Here is a 13,521-nt window from a genome sequence, read left to right as displayed (position 1 = left end):
GATGCAAAGACGCCCATCCTCGCACTCAAGGAATGGCAACAAAGACGGCCGGAATTATTCGTTAAGCGGGTTTATGAACAGGCGGGACTTGACACCTACCGACACAAGGATTTTCAATATTCGCGCCGCGTCTGTCACGGCCTCAGCGATTTGCCGGGCAGAGGTTCTGCTATTGCTCGCCGATCTGGCGTGGAGCGTTGCCGATACAACACGGCGGCAGGCCCGCTGGCGCATCGCGCTGTGGTTCTGCCTGTCCATACCGTATTCCCTTAACAAACATAATGGCCGCTCGGGTTGGCGAAATCCGCGCAATAGACGGGCAGTGGAACGGTCGGTTCAAGTGCGCAAGGAGCAGGGGCTAGATAACTTCCTGATGCAGCGGTGTCCGGTTCGCCACATAGTTTGTTGAGAATTGCTGAGAAGACCGGCAGAGGACAATCCGTGGTGGCCGAACTCGACTACAAGGTCCAAAACTGCGAGGAGTGAACAACGTGACAAGTGTTATCTATTCTGTCACGATGCCTAAGAAAAACATTTTTGCGCTACAGGTATTGTCCTACCATCGCCGGGTTGATGTCATATCGACATCGCGAGCCTGACGCATCGCGGCCGGGTTACAGCACATTCTGTTCAGAAATCCCATTATTTTCTTATGGCAAGATATACTTTTCCCATTGCAGAAGCGAGGGAAGAAAAAAATGGGACTGTTCGGAAAACGGCTGAATTTGGATTCACTCAAGAACGCAGCCTCCGCTGCAAAAGACAAGCTGGAGAGTGCCAAGGACACATTGCAGGACTCGGCCAGCGGATGGAATGCCAAGGCCGGTGAAGCCGGTAGCAAGATCGCTCAAATGGCCGCTGAGGTCACCAGCAATGCCGCCGATGCTGTGCGTGAATTCGACTACGAGGGCGCCAGGCAGCATGCCCACTCGGCAGCGTCCGGGCTGAGGGAGAGCGCCGGTGAAATGGTCGGGAAAGCAGCGGATACAGTGCGCAATTTCGATCTCGATGAATCTAGGGAAGCTGCTGTCAGTTTCGCAAAGGAATCGGCAAACAAATTTCATCATTACATTCGCAGTACCTTCGAGGTGGACAAGTCCACTTTCGAGATGGTCAACGACATCCGTAACAAGCTTCCCGTCCCTGCGCAGTCTATGGAAGATATCTACGAGCAATGCCGCAACGAAGCGGTGCGTCGGGCGATAGCGGCGTTCGTGCTGGGGAACATCTTGGACGATAAAAGCCAGGCCAAGTATGACAAGCTTACCGACAGCTACGATACCTTCCGTACATCGCGCCAGGATCTGGTCGGTGACAAGCATGAAAACTATGGCGCCCTGAAACCTAACAGAAATACGCCGGATGGCACCGTTTTCGAAAACGGCTACAACCCAGACGCGCCGCTGGTCTATGAAAAATCCCGCGGTACCAAAGTTTCCGTCGACCATGTCACTTCGAAGAATGAGATCTTCCAGAGCATGCTGTTGAAAGCAGGCCTCACCGATAAGGAACTAGGCGACGTGATGAACGATCCGCGCAACCTGGTGTATGCGAACCGCAATCTGAATAGCCAGAAAAGCAATCTGGACGTCTACGACTGGCTCGATAAATTTGGCAAACCCCATCCTACCGATCCGAACAAGGTGATCGTCACCATCAAAGGATCCGGCGAAGAGCATGTGGTGGATAAACGGGCCATTGATCAGGCCTATGCCGACAGCAAGCAAGCGTATCGCGATGGCCAGATCGAAGCGGTGAAGGGAATTGCGGGCTCAATGGCCGTCACCGGCGCCACCATGGCGGCGCAACAAGTGGTGGGCCTGATCGTGGTGGAGACCATTGATGTCTTCATGGACGAGCTCAAAAAGGTGAAGCTGGTTTCCAGCGCCGGGATGATCGATGAATTCAGGGACAGCAAGGACCGGATTGCAGCCCGCTTGAGCGAGCGCTTCGAGGAGCGCCAGATCTGGGCCAAGGCGAAGGCGCTGGGCATGGAGGCGGGGGTTTCGGGCGCCCTGAGCGTGATTCCGCAGATACTGATCTCTCTGATCCTGAAGATGCCGGCGTTTATCTATTCCATCATCCGCGAAAGCACGCTCAGCATTGTGCGCTGTGTCCGTGTATTGGCCAGTGACGAACCTGACAAGCTCGCCGCTTTGCAAGTGATCATGCTTGGAACCGCATCGGCGGTCGCAGGGGTCTATGTGCAGCGCGTGATCAGTCAAGGAATCGCGTCAGTGCCCCTGCTCAATAAATTCAATCCGCAAGTCTCCGCAATTCTTTCGGGCATGTTCATCACGGCCATCCCTTTGGCTGCCATCTATACCTTTGAGCAAAACAAACATCTTCTGGTTCTCAAACTAAAGGGTGCGCAAAGAGAGGAGATGCCACAGGCTGTATAGCACAAATTTTCCTCTTATTAATTTTAGCGTGTTTTAAAATGGCATTGAAAAGTCGACGAAATCCTTAAAAAGTCGTTCCAGAGCATTTTTCACTCTGTACTCCCAGGAGGGATCAGGCGGCGCATAGGTCGTGCGCATTATGAAACAATTAACAAACTGTAATAATTTAAATCGAAAGAGTGAAATGGAAGTTTGGATCAAGTCGCTTGAAGTAGCGATGCAGGTAAAGCAAAAGGGGATCGAGCTGGAGGTTCGGAGTAAGGATGGCACGACCCAGCTGGGAGATTGCTACGCCACAATGACCGGTTTGGTTTGGTGCAACGGCAAGAAAAAGAAAGAGAATGGAGTGAAGGTGAAGTGGGAAGATTTTATTGCAGTGTGTGCGTCTGAAGAAGCACTCAAAGCTGCTGTGAAGGCGGCGAAGGCGGTCACGCCCTGAATGGCGTAACACTCCATTCGCAATTCGCTTGAATCGTCATGCCGCACGGAGTTGCGCACGGATCCGGAAATGGACCGGACACGCTGACGTTTAGTCGCAGATGCAAAAACGCCAACCTGCATGGGTTGGCGTTCTAAGAAATTCTTGGTGGCCCGGGGCGGAATCGAACCACCGACACAAGGATTTTCAATCCTCTGCTCTACCAACTGAGCTACCAGGCCAAGAGGCCGCAATTATAGCAGCGTTTGCGGCGGATAAACAATCCCGCGCCGCCTCACCCTTTGGGCGAGATCCGCTGCGCGTGGTCGCGTTCCAGCGCCAGGCGCGACTCGCGCCGGCCCTTGGCTTCCTCGAAGCGGCGCAGTTCATCCGGCGTCGACGGTTCCAGCGGCGGGATCGGCGCCGGCTTCTTGTCGTCGCCCACCGCCACCATCGTGAAGAAACAGCTGTTCACATGGCGCACCACCTTGCTGCGGATGTCCTCGGCGATCACCTTGATCCCGATTTCCATCGAGCTGCGGCCGGTGTAGTTCACGGCGGCCAGGAAGGTCACCAGCTCGCCCACGTGGATCGGCTGGCGAAAGGTCACCTGGTCGACGCTCATCGTGACCACGTAGCGGCCGGCGTAACGGCTGGCGCAGGCATAGGCGACCTGGTCGAGCAGTTTCAGGATGGTGCCGCCGTGCACGTTGCCGGAAAAGTTGGCCGTGTCGGGCGTCATCAGCACCGTCATGCTGAGCTGGTGGGAGGGCAGGTTCATGGTCGTGTCATTACAAAAGAAAATCAGTGCTGGATGTTGCCTTAGAAACTGCCGCACGGCAAGTTCTGCCGTTGGCGGGGACTGTTTTCGAGCCGGTCAAAGCAGACATATCGACATACCAATAAAATCATAGTCATTGAAAAACGAATCGTATAGGCTCGGCGAATGAACAGCGAATTTTTCCATCAAGGCGGATCGGTGCAGTGGCACCTCGGACCCGTCATCGAGGCACTGCGCACTTCGCGCGAATCCACCCACAATATCCGGCACCAGGGCAGGGTACGTGAACTGCCGTCACGCGAAGTCGTGCGCCAGATCGTGGACGGCATTTCCGCGGCGCTGTTCCCGACCCATTACGGCCGCCCCGACCTGAACGACGAAAGCATCGACTACTTCGTCGCCGACACGCTCAACGTGGCGCTTGACCGCCTGGCCGAGCAGGTGCGGCGCGCGCTGCGCTTTTCGCCCGCGCATTCGCCTGATTCGTCCTTCGAGCACGACCAGACCGAGGACGCCGTGCTGGCCGAGCGCGCCCGCGCCATCACGCGCGAGTTCGCCGCCAGCCTGCCCGCCATCCGCGCGCTGCTGGTGTCCGACGTGCAGGCCGCGCTGGCCGGCGACCCGGCCGCGACCTCGGTGGCCGAGATCATGCTGTGCTATCCGGGCACCATCGCCATCCTCTACCACCGCATCGCGCATTGCCTCACCCGCCTCGGCGTGCCGTTCCTGGCGCGGGTGACGGCCGACATCGGTCATTCGCTGACCGGCATCGACATCCACCCCGGCGCGCAGATCGGCGGCAGCTTCTTCATCGACCACGGCACCGGCGTCGTCATCGGCGAAACCGCCGTCCTCGGCGAGCGCGTGCGCCTGTACCAGGCCGTCACGCTCGGCGCCAAGCGCTTCCCGGTCGACGACAGCGGCGCCCTGGTCAAGGGCACGCCGCGCCACCCGATCGTCGAGGACGACGTCGTCATCTATGCCGGCGCCACCATCCTGGGCCGCATCACGATCGGCGCCGGTTCGACCATCGGCGGCAACGTCTGGCTGACCCAGAGCGTCCCGCCGGGCAGCAATGTGTCGCAGGCGCAGATGCGCAATACCTGAGTCAGCCGATAGCGGCGCGGAAGCGGGCCACCACGCCCCAGGAAGGCGGCCCGACGGGCGGCCCGGCGCGCCCGTCATCGCGCTTTGCTATGATGGCGCGATGACTATCCTGCTGGTTCCCGGCTACATGCTCGACGAGACGCTGTGGGACGGCATGCGCGACCGGTTGGCCCCCTTCGGCCCGCTGGCGCATGCCGACCTGCGTCACGATTCCACCATCGAGGACCTGGCGCGCCGTGCATTGGCCGAGGCGCCGCCGTCCTTCATCCTGATCGGCTTTTCGATGGGCGGCTACGTCGCGCGCGAGATGGTGCGCCAGGCGCCCGGGCGCGTGCGCGCGCTGGTGCTGATCGCCACCTCGACCCGGCCCGATGCCGACGCCGTCCGTCAGGGCAAGCGCACGGTGGCGCGGGCGGCGCCGTCGGTCTCGTTCGCGGGGCTCAGCCGCACCGCGATCGCCAGCTCGCTGCATCCGCGCGAAGCGGATAACGAGGCGCTGGTCGAGCGCGTGCGCATGATGGGCGTGCGCCTGGGCGGCGCGGCGTTTCGCAACCAGTCGATGGTCGAGCGGCCGGGCGACCTGCACCTGCTGGGCGAGATCCGCTGTCCGACGCTGGTGGTGGCGGCCGGGCACGACCGCCTGCGCAGCCTGGAAGAAGCGCGCGAGCTGCATGCGGGCATCGCGGGGGCGCAGTTCGCGCTGGTCGAGGATAGCGGCCACATGATCCCGCTCGAGGCGCCGCAGGCATTGTGCGACGTGATCGTGCCGTGGCTGGCGCAACTGCCGGACAGCTGAATCAGGCCGGCGTGAACCTTGAACACCAGCCATCGAGGCCGCGGATCGCCTCTTCCTTGAGCTTGGCCTCGATCTCGATATATGGCGCGGCGAGGTAGGACGAGGGCATCGTCGCGATCAGGTCGGAATGCTGGCGGTCGTTGAAGCCCTCGCGGCCGTTCGAGATATGCACCAGCTGGTGGGCCGGGTCGGGCCAGGTGGCGCGCGCCCTGGCCACCATCTCGGCCACGCTCGGATGCTCGTAGCTGTCCAGCTTTTCGTGGACGATGTGGTGGTGGGCGTCGAACACCATCGGCACGCCGGCGCGCACGCACACGGCGTGGATCTCGTCGGCGCTGTAGGCGTATTCGTCGTTCTCCAGGCCGATGCGGCGGCGGATCGCGTCCGGCAGTTCTGCAATGCGCGCGACCAGATTGTCTTCGCGGTCGGCCTTGCCGCCGTGGATTTCCAGCAGCGCCCAGGGCGAACACGGCTGGTCCAGCAAATCCATGATGTCGGCGTGCATCTGCAAGATCTTGATGCTATTGGCGACCACGTCTTCCGAGTCCGAACTGAGCACCACGAACTGGTCGGGGTGCATCACCAGGCGGATGCCGCGCTCGCGCGCGCGCCGGCCCGAGCGGCCCAGGGTTTCCTTGAACTGTTGCAGGATGTGCAGCCCGAACGGCGTATCGGCAAACGGGAAGATCGACGAGGGCATGCGGTAGAGGGCGATGCCTTCGCGCTCGCAGTAGCGCAGCGCATTGTCCAGGGTCTGGATATTGTCGCGGTAGATATCTTCCAGCAAGCGGCGCTGGCCCTCTTCAGAATGTTCGAGCAGGCGCTTGCGCGTGAGCGCGCGGTAGCGCACGTCCTTGGAAACGGTGATGCAGACGAGGCCGAGTCGTGGTTGCGGGGCTGGCTGGGTCATGTGTTCCGGGCCGGCGCGGCGGGACGCGCACGGGAGGTTGATGTTGAGGGAAGTCTATCCGAAGCAGCTGTCGGGAGAGGTTCAGCGCGGGACGCAATCCGGGTCGAAGGCGGGGCAGGCACGGCGGCGGCCCCTTGACGGCCCTCGTTCGGGCTCAGCGCGGCGTGCCGAACACCTGGGTCCAGTAGATGATGCCGGCCTGCCGCTGCGGCGTGACGCCATAGGCGGCGCCCATCTCGGTGAAATCGCGGTTCATGATGTTGGCGCAATGTCCGGGGCTGTCGAGCCAGCCTTCGACGACTTCGCGCGGCGAACGCTGGCCGAAGGCGATGTTTTCGCCCACCCGGCGCCAGCTGTAGCCGGCGCGCAGGACGCGGTCGGCAGCCTGGCTGCCATCCCTGGCGCGGTGGCTGAAATAGCGGCGCGCGGCCATGTCGCGGCTATGGGCCAGTGCGGCATCGCCCAGCGCGCCGTTCCAGCTCAGGGGCGGCGCCGCCGGGAACGCTTGCTCGCCGCAGGAGCGGGCGCTGGCGCGCGCGGCATTGACTTCATCCAGGATCGCGCGGCCGGCTTCGCGCCAGTCGGGATAGGTGGCCGAGGGCAGCGGTGGCGCCGGAAGCGCCAGCACGACGGTCCAGGTCGCGCCCTCGCGGTAGCTGCCCACCGCCGAGAAACGGTCGCTCAGCAATACCTTGCAGTATTTTTGCGCCAGCACCGTCATGGCGGCCTGGGCGTCCTCGGGGCCGGTGACGTAGACCGCCTGCGCCTGCGCGGCGGCATAACCGGCGCGTTCGAGCGCGGATTCGATGAAGGTGCCGGCGCCGATGCGCACCTGGGCCAGGGCGGGGTGCGGATCGAGCGCGGCGGCCGGCGCGGCGGGACGGCCGTCGCAGGCGCCGGGATCGGCGCGGTAGGCATTGACCAGCGTCGCCAGCGGATCGTCGCTGCTGGCGGGCGCGGAGACGGGAGCAATGGAGGCGGCGGCCAGGGCGGCATGCGGCGCCAGCAGCGTAGCCACCGCGGCCGAGGTCGACAGGATAAGACGGAACGCGGGAGAGAAAATCGGACCGGGCATCGAACTCTTCAAGGACTGCAGGGCAGCCGGCGGGGCCGGCGCACGGTGTTGGCTGGGGATATTACCTATGCGGAAAGAATTACGGACGGCGAAACACCGACCGGATCTCGGCGCCGTGTGCGAATCCCGCTGAAATTGAAGATGGGGACGCCTGCCTGGATTTCCAGGCCTGCTGGGTCGTTCGTCGGCGCTGACGGCAAGGACCGGCGGGCGCCGCCGACGTCCGTTAGGCTGCCAGAACCTATCGCCCGGGCTGTTGCAACTGGGTTTGCGAAGTGCGCACCAGCCTGGACACATCCAGTCCCTGGGCCGCAAGGCGGGTGAGCAGGGCGTCGTAGTCGGCTGGGTCGACTTGTGGCGTGCGCGACAGGATCCACAGGTATTCGCGTTTGGGTTCGCTGACCGCGGACAACTGGTATTTCTCGTCGAGGTCGATGACCCAGTAATCCCCCCACACCATCGGGATGAAGGACAGGATCGCCGGCGCGAAACGCACCTTGAGCTTGGGCGAGGTGGCGCCGCCGAGCTGGCGCGCGACGCCATCGGCCACGTCAAACTTACCTTCGGCAGTGCGGCAGCGGTTGACGACTTGCACACGTCCATCCTTGCCCAGGTTGTAGCTTGCGGTGGTGTCTCCGACGCATTTTTTCTGGAAATCGTTGGGGAATTTCGCGATCTCGTACCAGACGCCCATGTAGCGCGGCACCACCAGCGATTCGATCGGCTGCAGCGGCCGTGCGCTGTCCGCTGCCAGCGCCGGAACGGCGCACAGGGTGGACAGGACCAGGGCGGCGCACGACGCGAAGAACGAAGGCTTGGCGTTCATCGAAACCTCTTGTCAATATTCGGGCTCCTAGCATAAATGACAATGGCATTGCTGTGTCGCATGACTTGCATGCGCGCCGCATGACGGCGGCCTGCCTGCACCATGGCGGATGCGGAAGATGCGACACAGATGAGGACGGCCGGGCGCGCAACGCCCGGCAAGGCCCGATCACGCCGCGTCAAGATGCGTCCAGGGTCTAGAGTGCAGACAGGGCCGGCCCGTCCGGCTTGCCAAGCCAGGTGGTCGCAAACTGCTTTTGCACGGCCGCCAGCGCGGCTTCGTCACCACGCTTGCGGTACACCTCCATCAAGCCGCGCAACGCCCAGCCATTGCTCGGGGTGCGCGCCAGCGAATCACGGAAGACTTTTTCGGCTGCGTCCGGCTGTCCGCTGCGCAGGAGCGCCACGCCGAGCGACTGGCGCACCGGGTAATACCAGTAGGGCGGCTCCATGTAGGGCAGTGCGTCCTGCACCGCGATCGCCTGGCGGTAGGCGTTGATCGCGCGCGGCAAGTCGCCCCGGGCGTCGGCGATCCGGGCCTGGGCCACCAGGCGGGCGGTCTGGACGATCTCGCGGCCGGGAATGTTCCATTCGTTCACCGGCTTGAAGTCGCCCTTTTTCTCGATCTTGTCGAGCGCGGCGACTTCACGCGCGGCCGCATCGAATTCGCCCTTGCGCGCATGGCCGACGGCGCGCGCGTAATGCCACATCGCCCGAACGAGCACGAACCGCGGGCCCGGGTCGGGCAGCGCGAGCAGGGTGTCCGCATCGCTGAACTGGACGTGCGCGAAGTAGGGCGCCGACTTGACCGGCTGCAGCGCGCCGATGGCTGTCAGGAGGTCGGGCGTGATCACCTTGTCGAGCTTGCCTGCGGCGTCGAGTGCGGTAGCGCCGTCGCCGCCCATCAGGGCCGACACCATCACGAAGTGGATATTGTGCGGGTAATAGGCGCCCCGGTAGACGGGATCGCTGGCCGCGTCGGCAAAGTAGCGTTCGTCGACGGCGACCGCCTGGACATTCGCGCGCAGTGCTTCGCGGTACATGCCCAGCCGGTAATAGATATGCGAGGGCATGTGCACGATGTGGCCGGCGCCGGGAATCTGGCTCGCCAGCACGCGCGCGGCGGGCAAGGCTTTTTCGGGCCGGGCCGAGGCTTCCATCGCATGGATGTAGTAGTGGGCGGCCCCGGCATGGGTCGGGTTGCGCGCCAGGACCTTCTCGAGCGCGGCGACCAGTTCGGCCGTGCGGTTCTTGGGCCGGGCGCCGCCGTTCGCCCAGTAGTCCCAGGGCGACAGGTCCATCAGCGATTCGGCGAACAGCACCTGGATGGTGTCGTGGGTCGGGAAGTCACGCGCCGCCTCGGCCATGGCGTCGGCGTAGGCCTTGTCGAGCGCGGCGCGGTCGGCGCCGGGATCGGCGCTGTAGCGGCGCGCCACGGCGCGGATCAGGGCCTGCTCGTCGGGCCGGGTGCGCGGCGCCAGGCGCTCGGCCTCGGCCGCGGCGGCCACCGCCGGCGCCACGGCCTCGGGGAACATGGGGGCGTTGATGTTCGGGCCCAGCACCAGCGCCTCGCCCCAGTAGCACATGGCGCAGTTCGGGTCGGCGTCCTGCGCGGCGCGGAAGGCGCGCGCCGCTTCGGCGTGGTTGAAGGCGAAGGTCAGGCGGATGCCCTGGTCGAAATAGGCCTGGGCGCGCTTGCTGGCGGTGGTGACCGGCACGTGCAGCGTGCCCAGGTTGTCGTACAGGGGCGGCGGCGCGGCCTGGCCCGGCTTGTCCGCGGCCTTGGCGTCCGGCCTGGCCGGCGCCTGCTGGCCCGGGGCGAAGGGACGGGTCTCGGTCTGGGCCTGCGCCCGCACCAGGTGGGCCAGCAGGGGCGGCGCGCCGGCGCGCGCCGGCGCGCAAGCGCCGCCGGCCGCGCCTGCGAACAGCGGGTCGAAACCGGTATTGGCCGTGCCGCGTCCCGACCAGAGCGACGGCATGGCGGCGAGCGCTACTGCGCCGATCACGACAAAGGCAAGGACGACGATTGCGGCAACGGCGGCGACGCCACGCGATGCAAGGCGCGATGAAAAGAGGCGCGGTTTTTTCATGACTCCCTCCCGGTGCGGCGCGGTGCCTGCAGTGTCAGTGTCATTGGAGTCACATCGGCGGACCGATTTCCCACTTCGGGATTGAGAAGGCACAAGGCACGGTGCCGAACCACGGGTGGCGTGGCCAGTCATATCGACAACATGCCTGCTCAAGGAGGACGATCATGACCCAGCCCGCCCACCCCGCGCCGTCGTCCCAGCCGGCGTCGGCCGCTCCCGGTCCCGATCTCGCGGCGATCAAGCAGCGCCAGCAGGCCACCTGGGCCAGCGGCGACTTCGCCGTCGTCGGCGTCACGCTGCAGATCGTCGGCGAACTGCTGGCCGAGGCCGTCGACGTGCGTGCCGGCGAGCGCGTGATCGACGTCGCGGCCGGCAATGGCAACGCCACGCTGGCCGCGGCGCGCCGCTTCGCCCGCGTCACCTCCACCGACTACGTGCCGGCGCTGCTCGAGAAGGGGCGGGCGCGCGCCGCCGCCGAGGGCCTGGCGGTCGACTTCCGCGAGGCGGACGCCGAGGCGCTGCCGTTCCCTGACGCCAGTTTTGACGTGGCATTGTCCACCTTCGGCGTGATGTTCGCGCCCGACCAGGCGCGCGCCGCCGCCGAGATACGGCGCGTGGTGCGACCAGGCGGACGCATCGGCATGGCGAACTGGACGCCCGAAGGCTTCATCGGCCAGCTGTTCAAGGTGGTCGGCAAGCACGTTTCGCCGCCGGTCGGGCTGGCGTCGCCGCTATTGTGGGGAAATGAAGACTATGTGCGCCAGCTGTTCGGCGCCGACGCGCGCCAGGTGCGCATCACACCCAGGATGTTCAACTTCCGTTACGCGTCGCCCACGCACTGGCTGCATGTGTTCCGCGATTACTACGGACCGCTGAACCGGGCGTTCGCCTCCCTGTCGCCGTCTGCCGCCGACGCGCTCGAACAAGACCTGCTGGCCCTGGTCGACCGTTTCAATACGGCCGGGCCGGATTCGGTGGTGGCGCCGGCCGAATACCTCGAGATCGTGCTGACCCGCGAGGCGGCAGGCTCGCTGCACTGAGAGCCCATCCCGGTAGGTGGAGTCGTCCCTGCCGCGCCTGGCGCGCGTGCCGGCGGCAGAAGGCTGAAGGCCCCTGCACAGGGGGCGCTCATACCTTGCGCACGAATTCCGTCTTGAGGCTCATGGCGCCGAAGCCATCGATCTTGCAGTCGATGTCGTGGTCGGCGTCAACCAGGCGGATGTTCTTGACCTTGGTGCCTTGCTTGATCACGCTGCCCGAACCCTTCGGCTTGAGATCCTTGATCACGGTGACGGTGTCGCCATCCTGGAGGACATTGCCTGACGCGTCTTTGTAGACACGCACGCTATCGGCGGCGGCCGCGGCCGCCTCGGCCGGCCACTCATGGGCGCATTCAGGGCACACATACTGGCCGCCGCCATCTTCATAGGTATAGGCGGATTGGCAGTGGGGGCAGGGAGGAAGGGTGTGCATGTGAACCTTGAAAATCATCGGCGGCGCTCGAGGGCCGCAATCGGGAAGCAGATGGGCAAACGCCGCTCGGCAGCGGCTGCGCGCCATCGGACGGGCGCCGCATGTCCGGATCGCATGCCAGCCGCACGCACGGCTGCAACGAACTCCGGCCCGGCGCCGATCCCCATCAGTTGCCGTGCATAATACATCAGTGCTTCCCCGGTCAGCCCGGCCACCCCCGACATCGCGTCATCCCGCGTGCCTGCTTTGCGTGGCGCCGGGCCTGTCATACAATCCATTCTCCCTTCGGAGCTCAACGAAATGGATGTATGGCGAAAGCAAGGCAGGACCGTGATGGACAACACGCGGCGCAAGGCCGTCTTCAGATGGCCGACATCGCCAGGCTGGCTGGCGTGTCGACCGCCACCGTGTCGCGCGCACTGAACCATAGCCCGCTGGTCAATGAAGAAACGCGTGGGCGCATCCTCGAGCTGGCCTCGTCGCTCAACTATTCGATCAACATCGGCGCCCAGAACCTGCGCCTCAAGCAGAACCGGACGATCAGCGTCCAGATTCCGGTCGATCGCGATACGCACCAGAACCTGACCGACCCCTTCCTGCTGACCATGCTGGGCAGCCTGGCCGATGCCCTGACGGAACGCGGTTTCGACATGCTGTTCTCGCGCGTTGGTACGGACGAGATCGGCAAGGCGGCGGCGCCTTACGATTCCGGGCGCGTGGTCGGCATCATCATGGTCGGCCAATGGGGGCGCCACCGGGAACTCAACGAGTTGGCGGCGCGCAAGGTGCCGCTCGCCGTATGGGGTGCGCAGTTGCCGCAGCAACTGTACTGCTGCATCGGCAGCGACAACGTCGGCGGGGGCAGGCTGGCCACCGCCCACCTGCTTGCGCAAGGCCGCAGGCGCATCGCCTTCTTCGGCGATCTCGCGCTGCCCGAGCCGGCGCAGCGTTACCGCGGCTATTGCGCAGCGCTGGAAAGCCATGGGATCCCGGTCGATCCGCGCTTGCAGGTGTCGGGTTCCTTCCTGCCGGGCGGCGGCAAGGAGGCGGTCGATGCGCTGGTGGCGCGCGGCGTCGATTACGATGCCGTCTTCGCGTGCAGCGACCTGCTGGCAATGACCGCCATCGACAGCCTGCGCGCGCATGGCCGGCGCGTTCCGGACGATGTGGCCGTCGTCGGCTACGACGACATCGACCAGTCGGCCTATTTCCACCCCCGCTTGACAACGATCCGCCAACCGATCGGCGCCGCCGGTCGCGCCCTGGTCGAAGCCTTGCTGGCCCAGATCGACGGCAGGCCGGCCGCGTCGATGGAGTTGCCGACCGAGCTGGTGGTGCGCGCCAGCGCTGGCGAAATCCCGAACTGAAGGGCATGCGGCGCCGCCCGCGCGCATGCCCGACTGAGTCGGTTGCAAACGATTACAGTTAATTGCAAGCACCCCTTCGACTTTCTCTCAACTCCCGTCTGCGAATCCCGGTATATGCCCTACGTTGGCAAGATGTCTCCAAACAGCCACATGCGGAATTTCGATTGCAATCGATTGTAATGCTTTAAAAAAGTGGTGATAATGAAGTCACAGGCGAGCGCTACGGCGTCAGACAAGCCGTAGCGCAGCATGCTGTGTAATAAATACAACGGAGGAG

The 13,521-nt window shown here is 64.2% G+C and carries 13 protein-coding genes and 1 tRNA gene; 7 read left to right on the top strand and 7 right to left on the bottom strand.

What is annotated here, in order from left to right:
* From ACZ9AQ_RS22400 to ACZ9AQ_RS22390, 3 genes are all read left to right on the top strand, one after another.
* Positions 1–273, top strand: a 273-nt coding sequence (locus ACZ9AQ_RS22400) for a hypothetical protein (RefSeq protein WP_429206880.1), incomplete at its 5' end; no start/stop codon positions are given.
* Between the two features lie 425 nt (positions 274–698).
* Positions 699–2,402, top strand: a complete 1,704-nt coding sequence (locus tag ACZ9AQ_RS22395) for a hypothetical protein (protein ID WP_429206878.1) — start codon at positions 699–701, stop codon at positions 2,400–2,402.
* A 184-nt stretch (positions 2,403–2,586) separates the two neighbouring features.
* Complete coding sequence (locus tag ACZ9AQ_RS22390) at positions 2,587–2,841, top strand: hypothetical protein (protein ID WP_429206877.1); 255 nt, start codon at positions 2,587–2,589, stop codon at positions 2,839–2,841.
* Between the two features lie 145 nt (positions 2,842–2,986).
* Here ACZ9AQ_RS22390 and ACZ9AQ_RS22385 read toward each other — a convergent pair.
* Together ACZ9AQ_RS22385 and ACZ9AQ_RS22380 are read right to left on the bottom strand one after the other, a co-directional pair.
* Positions 2,987–3,062: transfer RNA gene (locus ACZ9AQ_RS22385), tRNA-Phe, on the bottom strand.
* A gap of 53 nt (positions 3,063–3,115) precedes the next feature.
* A complete protein-coding gene (locus ACZ9AQ_RS22380) occupies positions 3,116–3,601 on the bottom strand; it encodes an acyl-CoA thioesterase (RefSeq protein ID WP_429206876.1) in 486 nt (161 codons plus the stop codon).
* Between the two features lie 165 nt (positions 3,602–3,766).
* On the opposite strand from ACZ9AQ_RS22380, the gene epsC reads away from it, so the two are divergent.
* Together epsC and ACZ9AQ_RS22370 are read left to right on the top strand one after the other, a co-directional pair.
* The gene (epsC, locus tag ACZ9AQ_RS22375) at positions 3,767–4,708 is read left to right on the top strand and encodes a serine O-acetyltransferase EpsC (RefSeq protein WP_429206875.1); all 942 of its coding nucleotides are present in this window, start codon (positions 3,767–3,769) and stop codon (positions 4,706–4,708) included.
* Positions 4,709–4,808: 100 nt separating this feature from the next.
* Positions 4,809–5,504, top strand: a complete 696-nt coding sequence (locus ACZ9AQ_RS22370) for an alpha/beta fold hydrolase (RefSeq protein WP_429206874.1) — start codon at positions 4,809–4,811, stop codon at positions 5,502–5,504.
* Position 5,505: 1 nt separating this feature from the next.
* On the opposite strand, the gene uvsE is transcribed toward ACZ9AQ_RS22370, so the two are convergent.
* From uvsE to ACZ9AQ_RS22350, 4 genes are all read right to left on the bottom strand, one after another.
* Positions 5,506–6,414 (bottom strand): UV DNA damage repair endonuclease UvsE, encoded by a 909-nt coding sequence (gene uvsE, locus ACZ9AQ_RS22365; protein ID WP_429206873.1) that lies wholly within the window; start codon positions 6,412–6,414, stop codon positions 5,506–5,508.
* Between the two features lie 154 nt (positions 6,415–6,568).
* Positions 6,569–7,489, bottom strand: coding sequence for a CAP domain-containing protein (locus tag ACZ9AQ_RS22360; protein WP_429206872.1), 921 nt, complete (start codon positions 7,487–7,489; stop codon positions 6,569–6,571).
* A 241-nt stretch (positions 7,490–7,730) separates the two neighbouring features.
* The gene (locus ACZ9AQ_RS22355; RefSeq protein WP_429206871.1) at positions 7,731–8,315 is read right to left on the bottom strand and encodes a lipocalin family protein; all 585 of its coding nucleotides are present in this window, start codon (positions 8,313–8,315) and stop codon (positions 7,731–7,733) included.
* Positions 8,316–8,511: 196 nt separating this feature from the next.
* Positions 8,512–10,404: a tetratricopeptide repeat protein gene (locus ACZ9AQ_RS22350; RefSeq protein ID WP_429206870.1), complete on the bottom strand. Its 1,893-nt coding sequence runs from the start codon at positions 10,402–10,404 to the stop codon at positions 8,512–8,514.
* 164 nt (positions 10,405–10,568) lie between these two features.
* Between ACZ9AQ_RS22350 and ACZ9AQ_RS22345 the strand changes: the two genes are divergently transcribed.
* Positions 10,569–11,444: a class I SAM-dependent methyltransferase gene (locus tag ACZ9AQ_RS22345; protein WP_429206869.1), complete on the top strand. Its 876-nt coding sequence runs from the start codon at positions 10,569–10,571 to the stop codon at positions 11,442–11,444.
* Positions 11,445–11,532: 88 nt separating this feature from the next.
* On the opposite strand, the gene ACZ9AQ_RS22340 is transcribed toward ACZ9AQ_RS22345, so the two are convergent.
* Entirely contained in the window at positions 11,533–11,877 is a 345-nt protein-coding gene (locus ACZ9AQ_RS22340) for a zinc ribbon domain-containing protein YjdM (RefSeq protein ID WP_429206868.1), read from the bottom strand.
* A 308-nt stretch (positions 11,878–12,185) separates the two neighbouring features.
* Here ACZ9AQ_RS22340 and ACZ9AQ_RS22335 point away from each other — a divergent pair, with 308 nt between their 5' ends.
* Positions 12,186–13,244 carry a LacI family DNA-binding transcriptional regulator gene (locus tag ACZ9AQ_RS22335; RefSeq protein WP_429206867.1) on the top strand — a complete coding sequence of 353 codons (1,059 nt, stop codon included), beginning with the start codon at positions 12,186–12,188 and terminating at the stop codon, positions 13,242–13,244.
* Positions 13,245–13,521 lie beyond the last annotated feature (277 nt).

This window comes from Massilia sp. UYP34 (assembly GCF_056279385.1).
The sequence above is the reverse complement of the archived record's forward strand: the minus strand, read 5'-3'. Positions and strand labels throughout refer to the sequence as shown.